This is a genomic window from Streptomyces sp. R302 (genome assembly GCF_012927245.1).
Classification (GTDB): Bacteria; Actinomycetota; Actinomycetes; order Streptomycetales; family Streptomycetaceae; genus Streptomyces.
The window spans coordinates 613007-631179 of record NZ_JABBGE010000001.1 but is presented as its reverse complement, the minus strand read 5'-3'; the positions used below and the strand labels follow the sequence as shown (position 1 = coordinate 631179).

Sequence of the window (18173 nt, the reverse complement as noted above, 5' to 3'; positions counted from 1 at the left end):
AGGGGCCAACTCCTTCGGCTTCGGCGGCCACAACGTGGTCCTGGCGTTCCGCACGGTCTGACCTTCTGACACTTGTGAGGCCCGCCCCGTACTTCGGGGCGGGCCTCACGTGTGTCAGCGGGGTTCGGCGGGTGCGGGCGCGGGGGCGGTCGTGGTGGTTTCGGGGCGTAGGGCTTCGTAGCCGGCGATGCCGAAGGGGGCGCCGGCTATGAGGCCGAGCAGGACGAAGCAGAAGGTGAGGACGTCGAACCAGCCCTCGGACGGTGTCGTCCGCGGCTCGTCCGGGAGGACGGCTCCGAAGACGCCGAAGAGGACCACCGTCAGGACCAGCAGGCCCGCCGCCCACGCGGCCATGGTGCCCGCCGCGCCGCCGGCCGCCAGCTGGTAGACGAAGCCCGCGAGGAGCACCAGGGTGGCGCCCAGCGCGGTCGCCGCCAGCAGGACGGCGGCCGCGCCGGCCGTCCTCCGCAGATTGGTCACTGCCCGTCCCCCGCCCGCGCGCCGCCCGGCGCGCCTCGGTGCGGGAAGCTAGCCGAGCCGGGTGAACGGGCTCAGACGACCTGGTGAAGCCAGCGGACCGGGGCGCCCTCGCCGGCGTAGCGGAAGGGCTCCAGTTCGTCGTCCCAGGGCTTGCCGAGGAGCCGGGCGACCTCGGCCTCCAGGACCGTCTCGCCCTGCGCCGCACGGGCCAGGGCGGCACGCAGACGGTCCTCGGGGACGAGGATGTCGCCGTGCATGCCGGTGACGGCGTGGAAGATGCCGAGCTCGGGGGTGGCGCTGTAGCGCTCGCCCTCGGCGGTGGGACAGGGCTCGGCGGTCACCTCGAAGCGGAGCATCTGCCAGCCGCGCAGCGCGGAGGCGAGTTTCGAGGCGGTGCCGGTCTCGCCCTGCCAGGAGAACTCCGCTCTCCAGGTGCCGGGCGCCGCGGGCTGCCGGATCCAGTCGAGCTGGACCCTCGCGCCGAGGACACCCCCCACCGCCCATTCGACGTGCGGGCAGAGCGCGCGCGGTGCGGAGTGTACGTACAGGACTCCACGTGTCGTCACCGGGACCTCCAGTGTGGGACGAGGTTCGCCTTCCCAGCGGCCTCGGTAAACAGCATCAGGCGGAAAACTCCGCAAACCTTCTAAAAAGGGACAGCATGTGACGTGATGTAATTTACCGGAGCCGGTCGGCGCGGGCGCGCCGCAGGTTCGACGGGGGAAAAGCTACCGTGCCGCACCGTCATCAGGGTGACGTACGGTCGGTCCGGGGGCGGGTGGACACGAAGCTTTCACTCGCGAGGACGTCTGTGTGAAGGAGGGGGCCGGTGCCGTACGGCCGACACCGCATCCGTACCGCCGTCGTGGGAGCGCTCCTCTCGGTCGTCGCGCTCGCGGGGTGCACGAGCGCGTCGCCGCAGGACCCCGGCGACCGGGCGACACCGCGGCCCACGCCCACGCCCACCCCGACCCCGACCCCGACCTCGCGGTGGGACGTCTCCCCCGCGTCCGTCGCCGCCGTCGGCGACTCCGTGACCCGCGCCTTCGACGCCTGTTCGCTGCTCGCCGACTGCCCGGAGGCGTCCTGGGCCACGGGTACGGACCCGGCGGTGAACAGCCTGGCGCTGCGGCTGCTGGGCGCCGACCGGGTGGCCGGGAACAGCTGGAACCTGGCCCGGAGCGGGGCGCGGGTGGCGGCGCTGCCGGAGCAGATGGCGCGGGCGGCGGCCGAGCGGCCCGGCCTCGTCACGGTGATGATCGGCGCCAACGACGCCTGCCGGCCGACCCCGGCGGGGATGACGCCGGTGGCGGATTTCCGCCGCTCGTTCGAGGCGTCGCTCGCCCGGCTGCGGAAGGACGCCCCGGAGGCGCAGGTGTACGTGGCGAGCGTGCCGGACCTGCGCCGGCTGTGGGACACCGGCCGGACGAACCCGCTGGTCCGGCGGGTGTGGGAGCTGGGCGTCTGCGGCTCGATGCTGGCGGACCCGGAGGACCTGGGCGCGGCGGCCGAGAAGCGGCGCGCCTCCGTGAGCGAGCGGGTCGCGGCGTACAACGGGGTGCTCGCGGAGGTCTGCGCGGCGGACGAGCTGTGCCGGTACGACGGCGGCGCCGTCCACCGCTTCCGCTTCGACGCCTCGCTGCTGAGCACCTGGGACTGGTTCCATCCGAGCCGTGACGGGCAGGCTCGGCTGGCGGAGCTGGCGTACCGGCGGGTCACGGAGAAGTAGCCGGGGAGGAGCCCCGGGGCGGCGGGCGTCAGGTCCACCGTCCCGGGGCCGATCGGGGGCGCCTACACCTCCACGGTGGCGGTCAGGCGCGGCTCTGCCAGGGAGTGGGCGGCGTGGACCTCGTAGCGGCCGGGGACGAGGGTCCAGGCGTGCTTCTCCTCGTCCCAGATCTCGAAGGCGCGGCGCGGGAGTCCGATCACCGTCTCGACGGTCTCGCCGGGCGCGGCCTCGACGCCGGCGAAGGCGGCGAGCCGGCGGGCGGGGCGCTCCACGGTGTCCGCGACGGGTGCGAGGTAGAGCTGGACGGTCTCGCGGCCGGGGCGGTCGCCGGTGTTGGTGAGGCGGACGGTGACGCTCTCCGGGGTCGCGGTGACGGAGTCGTACGACCAGGTGGTGTAGCCGAGGCCGTGGCCGAAGGGGTACGCGGGGACGGCGCCGGTCCGGTCCCAGGCGCGGTAGCCGATGAACAGGCCCTCGGTGTAGTCGAGGGCGCCGCCGGTGGGGGTGACCTCGGTGACGGGGGCGTCGGCGAGGGCGGCGGGCCAGGTGGTGGGGAGGCGGCCGCCGGGCTCCTCCGCGCCGGTGAGGACGTCGGCGAGGGCGTCGCCGCCCTCCTGGCCGGGGAACCAGCTGAGGAGGATCGCGGCGACGTCGTCGCGCCACGGGAGTTCGACCGGGGAGCCGGCGTTGACGACGACGACCGTGTTCGGGTTGGCGGCGGCGACGGCGCGGACGAGGTCGTCCTGGCGGCCGGGGAGGGCGAGGTCCTTGCGGTCGAAGCCCTCGGACTCGACGCGTTCGGTGGTGGCGACGACCACGACGGCGGCGTCGGCGGCGCGGGCGGCCTCGACGGCTTCGGCGATCAGTTCGTCGGGGTCCCGGCGGGGACCGAGGTGGACGAAGGAGAACATGACGGCCGGGAGCGGGGCGGCGAACTCCTTGGCGAGGGTGTGCCGGAGGGAGACCCGGACGGTCCGGCCGGCGGTGAGTTCGACGGTGCCGCGCTCGACCGGGGAGCCGAAGAAGGCCTCGAAGGGATCGGTCTCGGGACCCATCTCCTGGACGCCGTCGAAGAGTTCGCGTCCGTCGACGGTGAGGGTGAAGGCGCCGAGGCCGCGGGTGCCGAAGGCGTGGGCGCCGGTCTCGCGCGGGGTGAAGGCGCCGGTGACCTCGATGGAGGCGAGGGTCTCGTGGGTGACGCCGGCCGGGAGGTCGTCGCCGATCCACTGGACCTGGCCGTTGGGGAGGGTGCCCTCGCCGAGGACGGTGCCGTCGGCGTCGCGGCAGACCGCGCGGAGGGTGAAGCCCTGGTCGGCGGGGGCGAGTTCGTCGCTGGGGTCGGCGCCGACGCTGAAGGTGAGCGCGCCGTCGGGGAGGGCGGCGGTGAGGCCGTCGAGCGGGGAGACGACGTGCTCGGGGAAGACCTGGGCGGAGCCGCCGCCGAGGACGCGGGCGTCGCGGGCGGCGACGCCGGAGAGGGCGACGGTGCCGGGCTTCAACGGGAGCGCGCCGTTCTCGTTGCGGACGAGGACGAAGCCGCGGCGGGCGATCTCGCGGGCGAGGGCGTCGCCGTCGACCGGGGCGGGGGGCTCGGCGACGGCGGCGGGGGCGCCGTCGAGGGCGCCGACGCGGGCGGCGAGCCGCAGCACGTTGCGTACGGCGGTGTCGACGGCGGACTCGTCGACCTCGCCGGCCCGGACGGCGGCGGCGAGGTGCTCGCCGTAGACGGTGGCGGGGCCGGGCATGGCCACGTCGAGGCCGCCGGTGATGTCGCCGGTGGTGGAGCGGGCGGCCATCCAGTCGGAGACGTTGAAGCCGTCGAAGCCCCACTCGCCGCGCAGGACCTCGTTGACGAGGTGGCGGTGTTCGGTCATGGTCACGCCGTTGACCTGGTTGTAGGCGGTCATGACGCCCCAGGGGCGGGCGTGGGCGACGATCGCCTCGAAGGGGGCGAGGTAGAGCTCGCGGAGCGGGCGCGGGGCGATCCGGTTGTCGACGGTGAAGCGGTCGGTCTCGGCGTCGTTGGCGACGAAGTGCTTGACGGTGGTGCCGACGCCGCCGTCCTGGACGCCCTGGACGTAGCCGGTGCCGATGGCGCCGGTGAGGTACGGATCCTCGCTGTACGCCTCGAAGTGGCGGCCGCCGAGCGGGGTGCGGTGCAGGTTGACGGTGGGGGCGAGCAGCACGTGGACGCCCTTGCGGCGGGCCTCCTGGGCGAGGAGCCGGCCGGCCCGGCGGGCGAGGGCGGGGTCCCAGGCGGCGGCGAGGGCGGTCGGGGACGGCAGGGCGACGGACGGGTCGTCGGCGGTCCAGCGGACGCCGCGGACGCCGACGGGGCCGTCGGACATGACGAGCGAGGCCAGTCCGATCTCCGGGACCGCGGGCAGCGACCACATGTCCTGGCCGCCGAGGAGCCGGGTCTTGGTGTCCAGGTCGAGCCGGGCGAGCGCGGCCTCGACGGCCGCCTCGCGCACGGCGTCCTCGTTCACGTCCGTCTCGTCCGTCTCGTCCGTCACGTCGTACCTCCGCGTCGAAGTGGTGATGCGGACATCATGGACCCACCTACCTGTAGATCGGTAGGTGATGTGATCTCTTCGTTACATGTCCGCCCGGCGGATGGCGTACGGTCCTGGGGACAGGACCTGCGGAGAGGGAGCCGGCGATGGCACGGACCAGGAGCGAGGAGCGCCGCGCGGAGATCCTGCGCGCCGCCCTGGAGGTGATCGCCGAGCGCGGCTACCGGGGCGCCACCCTGGGCTCGGTCGCCGAGCGCGTCGGCCTCACCCAGCAGGGGCTGCTGCACTACTTCCCCACCAAGGAGGCGCTGCTCGTCGCCGTCCTGCAGGAGCGCGACCGCTGGGACACCACCGGCGGCCGGGACCGCGAGGGCTGGCGGCTCGACCTGCTCGACTCGCTGGTGGAGTACAACGCGATGCGGCCGGGGATCGTGCAGACCTTCTCCGCGCTGCTCGGCGAGAGCGTCACCGACGGGCATCCGGCGCGGGAGTTCTTCACCGAGCGGTACGCGCAGGTCCGCGCGAGCATGGCGGACGTGCTGCGCCTGGAGTTCGGCGAGCGGCTGCCGGGCGGGCTCACGCCGGAGCGGGCGGCGCCGCTGCTGACCGCCATGATGGACGGCCTCCAGTACCAGTGGCTCCTGGACCCGGCCGCGGTCGACATGCCGGGCGCCTTCCGGGACTTCCTCCGGCTGCTGCGCGGGGACGCGGAGGAGTAGCGGGGACGGGTGCGGGGCCGACGGGATTCGAACCCGCGCGAGCCCACCGCCAGGTCCGGCGGCGACTCCCTCTCCCCGGGCCTCGGGGACCTCCTCGGCCCGGCTCCGCAATCGCCCGCTCTGCCACGGCCCGCACCCTGCGACACCGCGCGCGGCACCGCTCCGGCGAGCCTAGGACACGGCGCCCGCACGGGTCCCGGGATTTTCCTGAGGCCGGGAGCCGGGGGCCGGGGCTGAGGACTGTGGGCCGGGGGCCGGGAGCTGGGGGCCGGGGCTGAGGGCTGTGGGCCGGGAGCTGGGGCCGAGGCTGTGGGCCGAGGGGCCGAGGGGCCGAGGGGCCGGGAGCTGGGGGCCGGGGCTGAGGGCCGGGGGCCGGGAGCTGGGGCCGGGGCTGTGGGCCGAGGGCCGGGGCCGAGGGCCGGGGCTGAGGGCTGTGGGCCGGGAGCTGGGGCCGGGGGTCGGGGGCTGCGAGCTGCGGGCTGCGGGCTGCGGGCTGCGGGCTGCGGGCTGCGGGCTGCGAGCATGGGCGGTATGAAGATCGCCGCCGCGCAGTTCGCCCCGGTCGCCGGGGACATCGAGGCCAACGTCCGCACGATCGCCGGTCTCGTCCGGGAGGCCGGGGCCGCCGGGGCCCGGCTCGTCGTCTTCGCGGAGCTGTCGCTCACCGGATACGAGCCGGCCCTGATCCGGAAGGACCCGGCCCTGGTCCTGACCGAGGACGACCCGCGCCTCGGGCCCGTCCGGGACGCCTGCCGGGCCGCCGGGACGGCCGCGGTCGTCAACGGGCCGGTGCGCGGCGGGGGTTCGCGCCCCGGCCTGACGACGCTGGTGATCGGGCCGGACGGCACGACGCTCGCCCGCTACGACAAGCGGAACCTCTTCCCCGGGCCGGAGACGGACACCTTCGCGGCGGGCGCCGCCGACGGGCGGTTCGCCCTCGACGGGCTCCGGTTCGCGCTCGCCACCTGCTACGACAACCGGTTCCCCGAACTCGCCGAGCGGGCCGCGGCGGACACCTGCTCGGTGTACCTGGCCAGTTCGATGCTGGAGGGCGGGAACGACTCCTTCGAGACCGTCTACCCGGCGCGGGCCCGGGACTTCGGGCTCTTCGTGGCGCTCGGCAACGCGCTCGGGCCGAGCGAGGCCGGCGAGGGCGGCGGCCGGGCCGGGATCTGGGGCCCGGACGGCGGGCGGCTCGCGGACGCGGGCCCGGAGAGGCCGGGGTTCGTGCTCGCTGGGGTGGGCTGACCCGCCGGCGTGCCGGCGTGCCGGTGTACGGGCGTACGGGGAAGGGCCGGGCCGCCGTGGGACTCCGGCGGCCCGGCCCGGGAGGCCGTACGACGGAACCCCCGGTCCGTCGCGCGGTCTCCCACCCGGGGGCGGGGGTCGGTCACCCCGCCCCGGGCGCTCATGCCCCCCTTGCGGGGCGCTCGTCTGCCCTTACGGGGCGCTCAGGCCCAGCGTGTAGGCGCCGGAGCCGCTGTAGGCGTGCACGACGTAGCGGTAGTAGCCCGCGGTGCCGTAGTACCTGGTGTCCTCGTCGGCGCTCGCGGTGCCGCCGACGGCGACGTCGGCCCAGCCCGCGCCGTTCCACTTCTGGAGGTAGAGGTCGAAGTCGGTGCCGGCCGGGCCGCGCAGGCAGCCGACGTGGGTGCCGGCGCTCGCCGAGTAGTAGTACGAGCCGTCCGGCTGGGCGGCGGCCTGACCGGAGGCCAGCGTGCCCCGGTACGTGTACTCGGTGTTGTCGCAGCCGGTCGGCGGGGTCGTGGTGCCGACCGTCAGCTGGTAGGTGACGGTGTGGGTGGCGGAGCCCGTACCGGTGACGGTGATCGGGTAGGTGCCGTTCGGGGTGCCGGCGGCGACCTTGACCGTCATCGTCGAGGAGTTCCCCGAGGTCACCGAGGCCGGGTCGAAGGAGACGCTGACGCCGCTCGGGGCGCCGCTCGCGGAGAGCTGGACGGTCTGCGCGGAGCCGCCGGTGGTGCTGGTGTCGACGGTCGCGGTGACCTGGGTGTCCGGCTGGGCCGAGCCCGAGGACGGGTTCAGGGAGAGCGAGAAGTCCGGGGTGGTGGTGCCGCCGCAGTCGGTCTCGCCGGACTGGGCGGGGACGCCGATCGCGTTCCAGGCCGCCTTCACCGCGTTGCACTCGGTGGCGCCGTAGGTGTTCTTGGCGGTGGTGAGAGTGGCGCGGCGGGCCGCGAGGTGGTTCCAGGAGGAGGTCTTCAGGAGCAGGGCGCCCATGAAGATCTTGCCGGCCTTCTGGATGCCGATGCCGGTGACGGAGGACGGGCCGCCGGAGCATATCGGGCTGTTGGGCTTGCCGCCGCCCGGGTTGGAGCCCTCGGCGAGCAGGTAGAACCAGTGGTTCTGCGGGCCGGCCGCCGCGTGCACCTCGGTGCCGGAGGACAGCTGCGGGTAGCAGTTGGGGTCGTTGTTGATGAGCGAGGGGTTGTACATGTTGCGGATCGGCTGGTTGTTGCCGGTGAAGTTGAGCTCCTCGCCGACCGTGTAGTCGGGGGTGTCGTTCGGGTTGTCGGCGTAGTGCTCGGTGAGCGCGCCGAAGATGTCGCCGGTGGACTCGTTCAGGCCGCCGTTCTCGTTGGACGAGCCGGCCGAGCCCGGGGTCCGGTCGAAGATCTCGTGGCCGTACTCGTGGGCCACGACGTCGATGCCGGTGAGCTGGTTGGTGCCGTTCTGGTTGCGCCCGTAGGTGGTCTTCGTACCGTCGTAGTACGCGTTGACCTGGGAGAGTCCGGCGCGGGCCGGGACCATGCCGCCCTGGCCGTTGATGCCGTTGTAGCCGAACCACTCCTTGAGCATGTCCGACTCGCGCTGGGCCGCGTACATGATGTCGACGCAGGCGGTGACGAGGTCGTTGGCGCCGCCGTTGCCCCACGGGGAGGAGCCGGTGTACGCACTGCCGTTCTGGCCGCCGCACTTGAAGGCGCCGCGGCTGGTGTCGGTCATGGAGCCGGCGGCGGTGTCGATGGTGACGTTGCCGTTGTGGTAGCCGCGGCCCTCGGCGTGCCGGACCTTGTCGGTGGCCTGGGCGACCTTGCCGGTGCGGGCGTCGACGTAGGTGTCGAGCGAGCTCGGGAGGCTCTTGGCGGTGGTGCCGACGACCAGGGTGTGCCAGGCGAGGACGGGCTTGCCGCCCTTGAGGAGGACGGTCAGCTCGGGGGCGCTCGCGCTCTCCACGGCGGCGAGCTGGCCGCGCGCGGTGGCGAGGGCCTTCTCGGCGGTCACCTTGGCGCTCGTGGAGACCTTGATGGCCGGGGCGGCGCTGCCGCTCACGTCGCGGACCTTGCCGGAGGAGTCGGAGAGGACGACGGCGTCGCCGCCGCCGTGGACCGGGAGGCCCTTGTACGTCCGCTGGTAGGCGGCGTAGTAGAGGCCGTTCGCCCACGGGGTGACGGACGTCCGGACGAGGTCCTCGTCGGCGCCGTGCCGCAGCTCGTCGAGGCCGCTGGCGGCGGCGGAGTCCGCGGCGGCCAGGGCCAGGGACCTGCCGTGGCCCGGCGGGACCGGCTGCGCCTGGGGAGCGGCGGAGGCGGGTCCGGCGAGGGCGGTCGCGAGGCTCGCGGAGAGGGCCAGGGCGGCCACGGCCGCCGTGAGTCTGGTGGGGTGCAACGTCGTGCTCCGTTCAGGGTGGGGGAGGTCGGATCGTCGCGCCGAGTATGGGCGTGGACATGGCGGGTTCGGGACATCTCATCGGGCATAAGACGGGGGTTATGGTGCGGCCGTGCGGGGCTGCGTACGCTGCTGAAATGCAGCTGGAGTTGAGGCATCTGGAAGCCGTCTGCCGGATTGCGGAGGCGGGAAGCCTGGGCCGCGCGGCGCAGCGGCTCGGCATCTCGCAGCCGGCGCTCTCGGCGCAGCTGCGGCGGATCGAGCGGGTCGCGGGCGGGGAGCTGTTCCTGCGCGGGCGGCGGGGTGTGGAGCCCACGCCGCTGGGCGAGTTCGTCCTCTCGAAGGCACGCCTCGTGCTGGGCGAGATGGACGCGCTGGCGGCCGGGGCGCGGGCCGCCGACCCGTCCACGCCGCTGCGGCTCGGCTGCATCCTGCTGGTCCTGGTGGACCGGCTGCTCGTCGGGCTCGAACAGGTCGTGGCGGGGCGGGAGATCGCGGTGACGGTCGAGCAGTCGGCGACGACGCTCACCCGGCAGCTGGGCGCGGGCCGCTACGACGCGGTGCTGTACGGCGAGGTCAACGACCACGAGGTGCCGCTGCCGCAGGGCACGACGGCCCGGACGCTGATCGCGAAGGAACCCTTCTGCGTCCGCCTCTCGGCGCGGCATCCGCTGGCGGCGAAGGAACGGATCGCCCTGGCCGAGCTGGCGGACGAGTCCTGGATGACGCTGGTCGAGGACGACGACGGCGGCCCCGAGGCGCTGGTCGCCGCCTGCGAGCGGGCCGGCTTCACCCCGTCCCTGCGGCACCGGGTCGCCGACCGGAAGATCCACTACGACCTGATCGCCTCGGGCCGCGCGATCTCCCTCAGCCAGCCCACCGCCCCGCCCACCGAGGGCACGGTCCTCCGCCCCCTGGAGGGCGACCCCGTCACCGGCCGCATCCGCCTCGCCTGGAACCGCGCGGCCGTCTCCGCCCGCCACGCGGAGCTGCTGTACCAGGCGGCGGCGGGGGCGTATCTGGCGAACGTCGCCAACAACGCCTTCCATCAGGAGTGGTGGGCCGCCAGGCCGGAACTGCATCCGGTCCTGACGGCGGAGTGACCGGGCGGTCCGGCCCCTGCTAGTCGTAGGTGACGTCGGAGGCCGTGTAGCGGCAGGTGGTGCCGTCGGGGCCGGAGCCGGTCTCCTTGGGCTCCTTGCCGGTGTTGTTGCCGGTGAAGCGGGTGCAGGGCTTGATCTTCTTCTTGGCGTCGCCGTGGATGCGGATGTTCCGCAGGGAGGCGGTGTCGCCGTAGTTGGCGTTGACGCCCACCAGCGACTTGCCGGGGACGGTGACGTCGACGTCGTTGACGATGATCGTGCGCCGGTACTGCTTCTTGCAGTTGCCGCAGGAGCGGACGAGCTTGCCGAAGTCGGAGACCTGGAACTTGGTCACGACGAGCTTGCCGGCGCCGTTGAACTGGAAGACCTTGTCGGAGGCGCCCTTGGCGCCGCCGCCGTACACCGAGTAGACGGCGCCGGCCGAGGTCCCCTTGAAGGTGGCGGCGTCCTCGCCGACGTTCTCCCACCAGACGTTCTGGAGGGTGCAGCTGCCGAGGCAGTGCACGCCGTCGGCGGCGGGGGTGCCGAGCACGACGTTCTTGAGGACGGCGCCGTCCTTCAGGACGAAGAGCGGCCGCTGGCTCTCGTCCTGGCTGTCGGAGCCGAGCTCGCCGGTGCCGGAGAAGCGCTTCAGCTTGCCGTCGTAGGTGCCGGAGACCTCGATCGTCGCGGCGACCGGCTTCTCGCCCCTGGCCGTCGGCCAGGCGGGGACGGCGGCCGGGGCCGCGCCCGCGGGAGCGAGCAGGCCGGTCGTGACGACGGCCGCGCCGGTGACTCCGAACGCGGCCAGACCGCCGACGAGCACCCTGCGGCGTCCCGTCCTGCGCTTGTGTGACGTCATGGCTCTCTTCCTCAGTGGGGGATGTGGTGCACCCCCTGGTCGCCGCCCGCGGAGGAAAGGTTGCCGTCTTCTTGATCGTTTTCTGCGGGGTCCTCGCCGCGCAGGTCGCGGACCATGAGGGTGGCGCCGGCGACGGCACCGGGCATCAGGAAGACGGCCACGAACGGGACGACGAAGGCGACGGCGAGCGGGACGCCGAAGCCGAGGGTCGCCCGGCGCCGGCCGCGCAGCAGCGCGAGGCGCTCCTTGAGCTCGACGCCCCGGCGCTGGAGGGCGACGGCGGTCAGCTCCTCGGCGAGGAAGAAGCCGGAGACGCAGAAGGCGAGGGCGGGGACGACGGTCTGGCCCACGACGGGGATGAAGCCGCAGCCGAAGAGGAGCACGGAGTAGAAGGCGACCCGGAGCACCACCCGCAGGCTGTCGCGGGCCGAGATCAGCAGATCGTGCCAGAGCGGAAGCCCGGACTCGGGCACGTCGCCGCCCATGCTGCGGTCGACGTCCTCGGAGAGGACCTCGTAGAAGGGCTGGCCGATGAGGAGGGTGACGGCGGTGAAGGTGACGACGGCGAGGAAGACGCTGAAGCCGACGAGGAGGGCCGTCATGGCGTTGCGGAAGATCTCGCGCCACAGGGTGGACCAGTCGTCGGCGAAGGGGGTCGCCCAGGCCGTGAGCTCGGTCGCGTTGAAGGCCAGGGCTCCCAGCGCGACCAGATAGAGGGCCAGCGTCACCAGACCGGGCAGCAGTCCGAACCCGAACCGGCGCCCGTGCCGCGCCACCCACTTCTGGCCCTGGACCAGATGACCGAAACCCACCCCGAACTCGCGCATGCGCGCAGCCTATCGGGGCGGATCACCGGCTCCGAACGCACGTGTGGGCCGCACCCCGGTCGGTCGGGGTGCGGCCCGCACGGCCGTGCGTCCGGCCCGGGTCAGACCGCGAGCTCGACCGTGATGTTGCCGCGGGTCGCCTTGGAGTACGGGCAGACCTGGTGGGCCTTCTCGATCAGGCTCTTGGCGGTCTCGGCGTCCACGTTCGGGATGGCGGCCGAGATCTTGACGATGATGCCGAAGCCGTCGTCGTTCTTGCCGATGCCGACCTCGGCGGTGACCGTCGAGCCGGAGATGTCCGCGTTCTCGTTCCGCGCGACGACGCCGAGGGCGCCCTGGAAGCAGGCGCTGTAGCCGGCCGCGAAGAGCTGCTCGGGGTTGGTGCCCTCGCCGGAGCCGCCCATGGCCTTGGGCGGGTTGACGACGACGTCGAGCCGGCCGTCGTCGGTGGCGACACGGCCGTCGCGGCCGTTCTCCGCGGTGGCGACGGCGGTGTAGAGAACGTCGGTGTGCTGGATGGACATGCTGGTCTCTGCCTTCTTCTCCCCGCCTCGACTCGCGCCCACGATCGCGACGGCTGAGGGCAGACTACCGGTCCAGCGAGACGATCATCTTTCCGGTGTTGTCGCCGCGGAGCAGACCGAGGAAGGCGTCCACGCCGTTCTCGATGCCCTCGACGGAGGTCTCGCGGTACTTCAGCTCACCGGAGCGCAGCCGGGCGCCGACCTCCTCGACGAACTTCTGCTGCAGGCCGTAGTGGTCGCCGACCAGGACGCCCTGGAGGCGGAGCCGCTTGCCGATGATCATCGCCATGTTCCGCGGGCCGGGCACCGGCTCCGTGTCGTTGTACTGCGCGATCATGCCGCAGATGGCGGCGCGGCCGTGCACGTTGAGCGAGGAGATGGCGGCCTCCAGGTGGTCGCCGCCCACGTTGTCGAAGTAGACGTCGATGCCGTCGGGGGCGGCCTCGCGGAGCTGGTCCTTGACCGGGCCGTTGCGGTAGTTGAAGGCGGCGTCGAAGCCGAGCTCCTCGACCAGCCACTTCACCTTCTCGTCGGAGCCGGCCGAGCCGATGACCCGGGACGCGCCGTTCAGCTTCGCGAGCTGGCCGACCTGGCTGCCGACCGCGCCGGCCGCGCCGGAGACGAAGACGGCGTCGCCCTCCTTGAAGGACGCGGTCTCGAAGAGGCCGGCATAGGCGGTGAGGCCGGTCATGCCGAGGACGCCGAGGTAGGCGGAGAGGGGGGCGAGCTCCGGGTCCACCTTGGTGGCGTGCTGCGCGGGCACGTCGGCGTACTCACGCCAACCCAGGCCGTGCAGGACGTGGTCGCCCTCGGCGAACCCCTCCGCGCCCGACGCCACGACGACGCCGACCGCGCCGCCGTCCATCGGCCGGTCCAGCTCGAACGGCGGGATGTAGGACTTCACGTCGTTCATCCGGCCGCGCATGTACGGGTCGACCGAGAAGTGGAGGTTCCGGACCAGGATCCGGCCCTCGGCGGGCGCCTCGACCGGGGTCTCGCGCAGGGCGAAGTCGGCGGGGGCGGGCCAGCCGTGGGGGCGGGCGACGAGGTGCCAGGCGCGGCTGGTGGCGGGCAGTGCGGTCATGGGGGGACCTCCGGGGCGAACAGGAAAGCTTCACTTACTGAAACAACCATGCTCCTGAATATTTCATGTTGTCAAGCATCGGAGTACGATAGTGCCCATGCCCACCTCACACACCGACCCCGTGACCCTCGAAGTCGTCGAGCTGATCGGCACGGTCGTGGCGCGCTACCACCAGGAGTACGAGGAAGCCGCCGCGGCCCACTCCCTGACCGGCGCGCAGGCCCGCGTCCTCGGGCTGCTCACCCTGGAGCCCACCCCGATGCGGAAGATCGCCGAGAAGCTCAAGTGCGAGCCCTCCAACGTCACCGGGATCATCGACCGCCTGGAGTCCCGGGGCCTGGTCGAGCGGCGCCCCGACCCGGCCGACCGCCGGGTGAAGCTGGCCGCGCCCACCGACGAGGGCCGGGACACCGCCCGCCGGCTGCGCGACTCGCTCCACTTCGCCCGCGAACCGCTCGGCGAGCTCACCGCCGTCGAGCGCACCCTCCTGCGCGACCTCCTGCGCCGCATGATCGGCGGGGAGCCCCTCTAGAGGCACCACCACAGGAAGGGGGTGCAGGTCTCCGAGGGTTCCGGGGTCGGCTCCGCCGTGGTCGGCCGGGGGCTCGACGGGGCGGAGGGGCTCGCGCCGCCCGAGGCGGAGGCGGTGGGCGAGCCCGAGGCGCTCGGCGTGCCGCCGGGGCTCGCGTCCTGCGGTCCCGGGGTGACCTCCGGCACGGACGGCGCCGGGGAGGAGGGCGCGGCGGAGGAGGGCCGGACGGTGGGCGCGGCGCCCGTACCCGTACCCGTACCGGAGCCCGATCCCGTACCCGTACCGGATCCGCCGCCCGAGCCTCCGCTCCGTCCGGGACCGGCCGGGGCGCCCGTGCCGGAGCCGCCGCCCGTCCCCGTGCCGATCTGCCGCGGGCGGCCCGTCGGGGAGGCGGGAGCCGTCGAGGCCCCGCCCGCCCGGTCGCCGTCCTCCGCGTCCTCGCCGCCCGGGCTCCGGGTCGGCAGTGCGGGCGGCAGCGGGGTCTCGGTGACCTCCAGCTCCTCCACCGCCGTCGCGGCGCCGCCCTTCTCCTCCGACTCCCCGAAGACCGACTTCGCCAGGCCCAGCGACCCGGCCGCCAGGACCAGACCCAGCGCGCTCACCGCCACCGTCCGGCCCCGCCCCGAACGCCCGGAGCGCCCCCGCTTGCGCCGCGTCGCGGCCCGGCCCGCCGCCCGCCGTCCGGCCGGCCTCGGCGGCACCACCAGGTCCAGCTCGTAGACGTGCTCGGGGGCCAGGGGCTCGGCGGGGGCCGGGACCTCCGCCTCGGGAGCGGGCGCGTGCGGATCCGGAGCGGGTGCGTACGGCTCGGGAGCGGGCGCGTACGCCTCCGGAGCGGGCGCGTGCGGAACCGGGGCTGGTGCGTACGGCTCGGGAGCGGGTGGCTCCGGCGCGTACGACTGCCCCGCGTACGGCCAGCCGGACGCGTACGGGTCGGGTGCCTCGGCGCCCTCGTGAGGCGCGGGGTGAGGCGGGGCGTGGGGGGTGTCGTACCGCAGCCGCTCGACGGGAGTCCCGCACCCGGCACAGGCGAGGGCCCCATTGAGATGCCGCCGGCACGCGTGGCAGTAATCCATGGGGCTCGCACGCTAGGACGAGTGCCGCGACTCCGGGTAGCCGAGGACGTGAGGATCTTGTGAGGAAACCGCAGGTGGACGCCGTGGCGTCGTGAATCTCCCGGTTCGCCTGATCCCGCCCCGCCGGCGCCGTACGAGGCCCACCCCGCCCCCGTACCGGCCCCGGGCGGCGCAGCCCAGCGCGCGCGGCGGGCCCGGCGGTCGCACGATGCCAACAGGAAACCCGAACCGCGACACCTCGCCCGTGTCAGCACCGCACCCCGGAGGATCCGCCGTGACCGTCAGCCTCGATCAGCTGCGCCGTTGCCATGTCGCCGTCGACCTGGGTGCCGCCCGCACCCGGGTCTTCGTCAAGGGGGCCGGACTCGTCGTCGACGAGCCGAGCGTCGCCGCCGTCAACACCCGCACCGGAGCGCTGATCGCGGTCGGCGCGCTCGCCGAGAAGATGACCGGCCGCACCCCCGACTACATCCGGGTCGTACGCCCGGTCTCCGGCGGCACGGTCGTCGACATCGAGATGGCCCAGCGGATGCTCCGTCACCTCCTCGGCGAGAAGCTGCGCCGCCAGCTCCGCCGCAAGCCCCGGCTCCGGGCCGCCGCCTGCACCCCGCACGACAGCGATCCGCTCGCCCAGCGGGCCGCCGTCGAGACGCTGGTGGGGCTCGGGGCGCGCCGGGTCGAGCTGGTGGACACGCTGATCGCGGCGGCCGTGGGCTGCGGCCTGCCGGTCGAGCAGCCGACCGCGACCATGATCATGGTGTGCGGGGCGGCGACGACCCAGGTCGCGGTGCTCTCGCTCGGCGCGATCGTGACCGCCGAGCGGATCCCGGTCGGCGGCGACGCCATCGACCACGCGATCATCCAGCACCTGCGCCACCACCACGAGCTGATGCTGCCCAGCCAGTCGGTGCGCCCGCTCCAGCTCGCGCTGAGCGGCAACGGCCTGACCCCGCACGGCCCGGCGTCCACCGAGATCCACGGCCGGGACGTGGCCACCGGCCTGGCCCGCTCGGTCACCGTCGACACGGCCGCCGTGCGCGAGGCCATCCACACCCCGCTGACGGCGGTGCTCGACGGCATCGGGAAGGTGCTGCGGGACTGCCCGCCGGACCTGGTGGCCGACCTCGCCGACCGCGGCATCATGATGGTCGGCGGCAGCGCGCTCCTCCCGGGCCTGGACCAGATGCTGCGGGACGCCACCGGGATGCCGGTGCACATCGCCGAACGCCCCGACGTCTGCGCCGTGCTGGGCCTCGGCGCGATGCTGGAGGGCAAGGTCCAGCCGATGGTCCTCGACCCACTGGGCGACCACCGCGGCCTGGCGGACGACCGCGAGGAGAACAAGGACCGGACCGGGGACCGGGGCCGGGACCGGGGCCGGGGCCGGGGCCGCGATCAGGCGTACGCCGACGATCTGACGGAGTGACCAATCCCGACATCATCCGATTCATGCCTGGATGAGACCATGGTGATCATGGACGAGGACGTGACCGGGGACGCGGTCGGCGGCGGGGAGCGGGAGCAGGCGCGCCTGCCCCTGCTGCTCGAAGCCGTCCTCGGCGTCGGCACGGACCTCGAACTCCGCGCCACCCTCCAGCACATCGTGGACTCCGCCGCCGAACTGGTCGGCGCCCGCCACGGCGTGCTCCGGGTCGTCGACCCCGAGCGCCCCCGGCTCACCGGGCTCTTCACGACCGGGATGACCGAGGAGGAGCGGGCCCGCGTCGGCCCGCTCCCCGACGGCGCCCCTGACGGTGCCGCCGAGGGTCTCGCCGTCCCGATCCGGGTGCACACCCAGGTCTTCGGCACCCTCCACCTCACCGGGAAGGAGGGCGGCTTCACCGAGGAGGACCTGGCCCTGCTGCGGGTCCTCGCCGCCCAGGCCGGCATCGCCATCGGCAACGCCCGGCTCTACGAGACCGCCCGGCAGCGCGAGCGGTGGATCGAGGGCGCGGCGGCCGTCACCACGGCGCTGCTCACCGGCGAGTCCGCCGAGGACGCCCTGATGACCGTCGCCGAGCAGGCGAGGATCCTCGCCGACGCGGCCGCCGGCGTGATCCTCCAGCCCACCCCCGAGGGCGGCATGGAGATCGTCACGGCCTCCACGGCCGGCGACCCCGGCGAGCTGGTCGGCACCACCATCCGGCCCGGTTCCGCCGTCCTCGTCCAGCTGCTCGGCGGGGAGCCGGTCTTCGTCGAGGACTCCGCCACCGACCCCCGGATGACCACCCCGGTCCGCTCCCGCTTCGGCCCCTCGATGATGCTGCCGCTGCGCAGCGGCGGGCGGCTGATCGGCACCCTGGCGCTCCCCCGCCACCGGGACGCGGAGCCGTACTCGGCGGTGGACCGGCTGCTGGCCTCGCAGTTCGCCTCGCAGGCGGCGCTCGCGCTCGTCCTGGCGGACGCCCGGCACGACCGGGAGCGGCTCGCCGTCTTCGAGGACCGCGACCGGATCGCCCGGGACCTCCACGACCTCGTCGTCCAGCGGCTGTTCGCCACGGAGATGATGCTGGAGTCGACCCGTCGCCGGGCCGGCGGCTCCTCCGAGGAGGACGAGCTCCTGGGCAGGGCGGTGGACGAGCTGGACTCCACGATCCAGGAGGTACGGACGACGATCTTCGCCCTCCAGCAGCCGCCGGCCGAGGCGCCGACGACGTTCCGGGGGCGGGTGCTGCGCGAGACCGGCGGGGCGGGGGTGCTGCTCGGCTTCCAGCCGTCGGTGCGGTTCACCGGCGCGGTGGACGCGCTGGTGGCGGAGCCGGAGGCGCGGAAGCTCCTCGCCGCGCTGCGCGGGGCGCTGGCGGCGGCCCACCGCCGGTCCGGGATCGGGCGGATCACGGTGGACGTCGGCGTCGGCGACGCGGGCGCCTGGCTGCGCGTCGAGGACGACGGCACCCCTCCGACGACGGTGACCTGGCCTTAGGCCGCGTCTGCCGGAGTCTTCCGGTGGCTCCGGTACCTCCGGTACGTCCGGTGCCACCGGCGCCTCCAGTGCCTCCAGTGCCTCCAGTGCCACCGGTGCCTCCGGTGCTCCGGTGCCTCCGGTGCCTCCGGTGCCTCCGGTGCCTCCAGTGCCTCCAGTGCCTCCAGTGCCTCCAGTGCCTCCGGTGCC

General features: G+C 74.0%; 15 protein-coding genes and 1 pseudogene. 7 read left to right on the top strand and 9 right to left on the bottom strand.

Features of this window, described 5'->3' with window-relative positions:
* Positions 1 to 114: 114 nt before the first annotated feature.
* Together HHL19_RS02830 and HHL19_RS02825 are read right to left on the bottom strand one after the other, a co-directional pair.
* Positions 115 to 480 carry a hypothetical protein gene (locus tag HHL19_RS02830; RefSeq protein WP_169085147.1) on the bottom strand — a complete coding sequence of 122 codons (366 nt, stop codon included), beginning with the start codon at positions 478 to 480 and terminating at the stop codon, positions 115 to 117.
* Between the two features lie 71 nt (positions 481 to 551).
* A complete protein-coding gene (locus tag HHL19_RS02825; protein WP_169085145.1) occupies positions 552 to 1046 on the bottom strand; it encodes a DUF3145 domain-containing protein in 495 nt (164 codons plus the stop codon).
* A 263-nt stretch (positions 1047 to 1309) separates the two neighbouring features.
* Here HHL19_RS02825 and HHL19_RS02820 point away from each other — a divergent pair, with 263 nt between their 5' ends.
* Positions 1310 to 2209: an SGNH/GDSL hydrolase family protein gene (locus HHL19_RS02820; protein ID WP_346768238.1), complete on the top strand. Its 900-nt coding sequence runs from the start codon at positions 1310 to 1312 to the stop codon at positions 2207 to 2209.
* Between the two features lie 62 nt (positions 2210 to 2271).
* Here the strand turns inward: HHL19_RS02820 and HHL19_RS02815 are convergent, their stop codons facing one another.
* Positions 2272 to 4725 carry a glycoside hydrolase family 3 C-terminal domain-containing protein gene (locus HHL19_RS02815; RefSeq protein ID WP_346768237.1) on the bottom strand — a complete coding sequence of 818 codons (2454 nt, stop codon included), beginning with the start codon at positions 4723 to 4725 and terminating at the stop codon, positions 2272 to 2274.
* A 146-nt stretch (positions 4726 to 4871) separates the two neighbouring features.
* On the opposite strand from HHL19_RS02815, the gene HHL19_RS02810 reads away from it, so the two are divergent.
* Both HHL19_RS02810 and HHL19_RS02800 read left to right on the top strand, forming a co-directional pair.
* Positions 4872 to 5444, top strand: a complete 573-nt coding sequence (locus HHL19_RS02810) for a TetR/AcrR family transcriptional regulator (RefSeq protein WP_169085143.1) — start codon at positions 4872 to 4874, stop codon at positions 5442 to 5444.
* A gap of 531 nt (positions 5445 to 5975) precedes the next feature.
* Positions 5976 to 6692, top strand: coding sequence for a carbon-nitrogen hydrolase family protein (locus HHL19_RS02800; RefSeq protein ID WP_169085141.1), 717 nt, complete (start codon positions 5976 to 5978; stop codon positions 6690 to 6692).
* Between the two features lie 192 nt (positions 6693 to 6884).
* Here HHL19_RS02800 and HHL19_RS02795 read toward each other — a convergent pair whose 3' ends face one another.
* Positions 6885 to 9074, bottom strand: coding sequence for a M4 family metallopeptidase (locus HHL19_RS02795; protein ID WP_206324486.1), 2190 nt, complete (start codon positions 9072 to 9074; stop codon positions 6885 to 6887).
* 137 nt (positions 9075 to 9211) lie between these two features.
* On the opposite strand from HHL19_RS02795, the gene HHL19_RS02790 reads away from it, so the two are divergent.
* Positions 9212 to 10177 (top strand): LysR family transcriptional regulator, encoded by a 966-nt coding sequence (locus HHL19_RS02790; RefSeq protein ID WP_169085139.1) that lies wholly within the window; start codon positions 9212 to 9214, stop codon positions 10175 to 10177.
* Positions 10178 to 10196: 19 nt separating this feature from the next.
* Here the strand turns inward: HHL19_RS02790 and HHL19_RS02785 are convergent, their stop codons facing one another.
* The 4 genes from HHL19_RS02785 to HHL19_RS02770 all read right to left on the bottom strand — a co-directional run bounded on the left by HHL19_RS02785 (position 10197) and on the right by HHL19_RS02770 (position 13453).
* A complete protein-coding gene (locus HHL19_RS02785) occupies positions 10197 to 11018 on the bottom strand; it encodes a pectate lyase (RefSeq protein WP_206324485.1) in 822 nt (273 codons plus the stop codon).
* Positions 11019 to 11029: 11 nt separating this feature from the next.
* Entirely contained in the window at positions 11030 to 11845 is an 816-nt protein-coding gene (locus tag HHL19_RS02780; RefSeq protein WP_169085137.1) for an EI24 domain-containing protein, read from the bottom strand.
* A gap of 101 nt (positions 11846 to 11946) precedes the next feature.
* On the bottom strand, positions 11947 to 12369 hold the full coding sequence (locus HHL19_RS02775) for an organic hydroperoxide resistance protein (protein ID WP_169085135.1): 423 nt from the start codon (positions 12367 to 12369) through the stop codon (positions 11947 to 11949).
* 64 nt (positions 12370 to 12433) lie between these two features.
* Entirely contained in the window at positions 12434 to 13453 is a 1020-nt protein-coding gene (locus HHL19_RS02770) for an NADP-dependent oxidoreductase (protein ID WP_169085133.1), read from the bottom strand.
* A 97-nt stretch (positions 13454 to 13550) separates the two neighbouring features.
* Here HHL19_RS02770 and HHL19_RS02765 point away from each other — a divergent pair, with 97 nt between their 5' ends.
* Positions 13551 to 13985, top strand: coding sequence for a MarR family transcriptional regulator (locus HHL19_RS02765; protein WP_169085131.1), 435 nt, complete (start codon positions 13551 to 13553; stop codon positions 13983 to 13985).
* Here the strand turns inward: HHL19_RS02765 and HHL19_RS02760 are convergent.
* Positions 13982 to 15061, bottom strand: a complete 1080-nt coding sequence (locus HHL19_RS02760) for a hypothetical protein (protein ID WP_169084237.1) — start codon at positions 15059 to 15061, stop codon at positions 13982 to 13984. The genes HHL19_RS02765 and HHL19_RS02760 overlap by 4 nt on opposite strands.
* Positions 15062 to 15335: 274 nt before the next feature.
* Here HHL19_RS02760 and HHL19_RS02755 point away from each other — a divergent pair.
* Positions 15336 to 16364: pseudogene (locus HHL19_RS02755) on the top strand (rod shape-determining protein); the annotation flags it as partial.
* A gap of 171 nt (positions 16365 to 16535) precedes the next feature.
* Positions 16536 to 17984, top strand: a complete 1449-nt coding sequence (locus tag HHL19_RS02750; protein ID WP_169085129.1) for a GAF domain-containing protein — start codon at positions 16536 to 16538, stop codon at positions 17982 to 17984.
* The last annotated feature ends 189 nt before the right edge of the window (positions 17985 to 18173 follow it).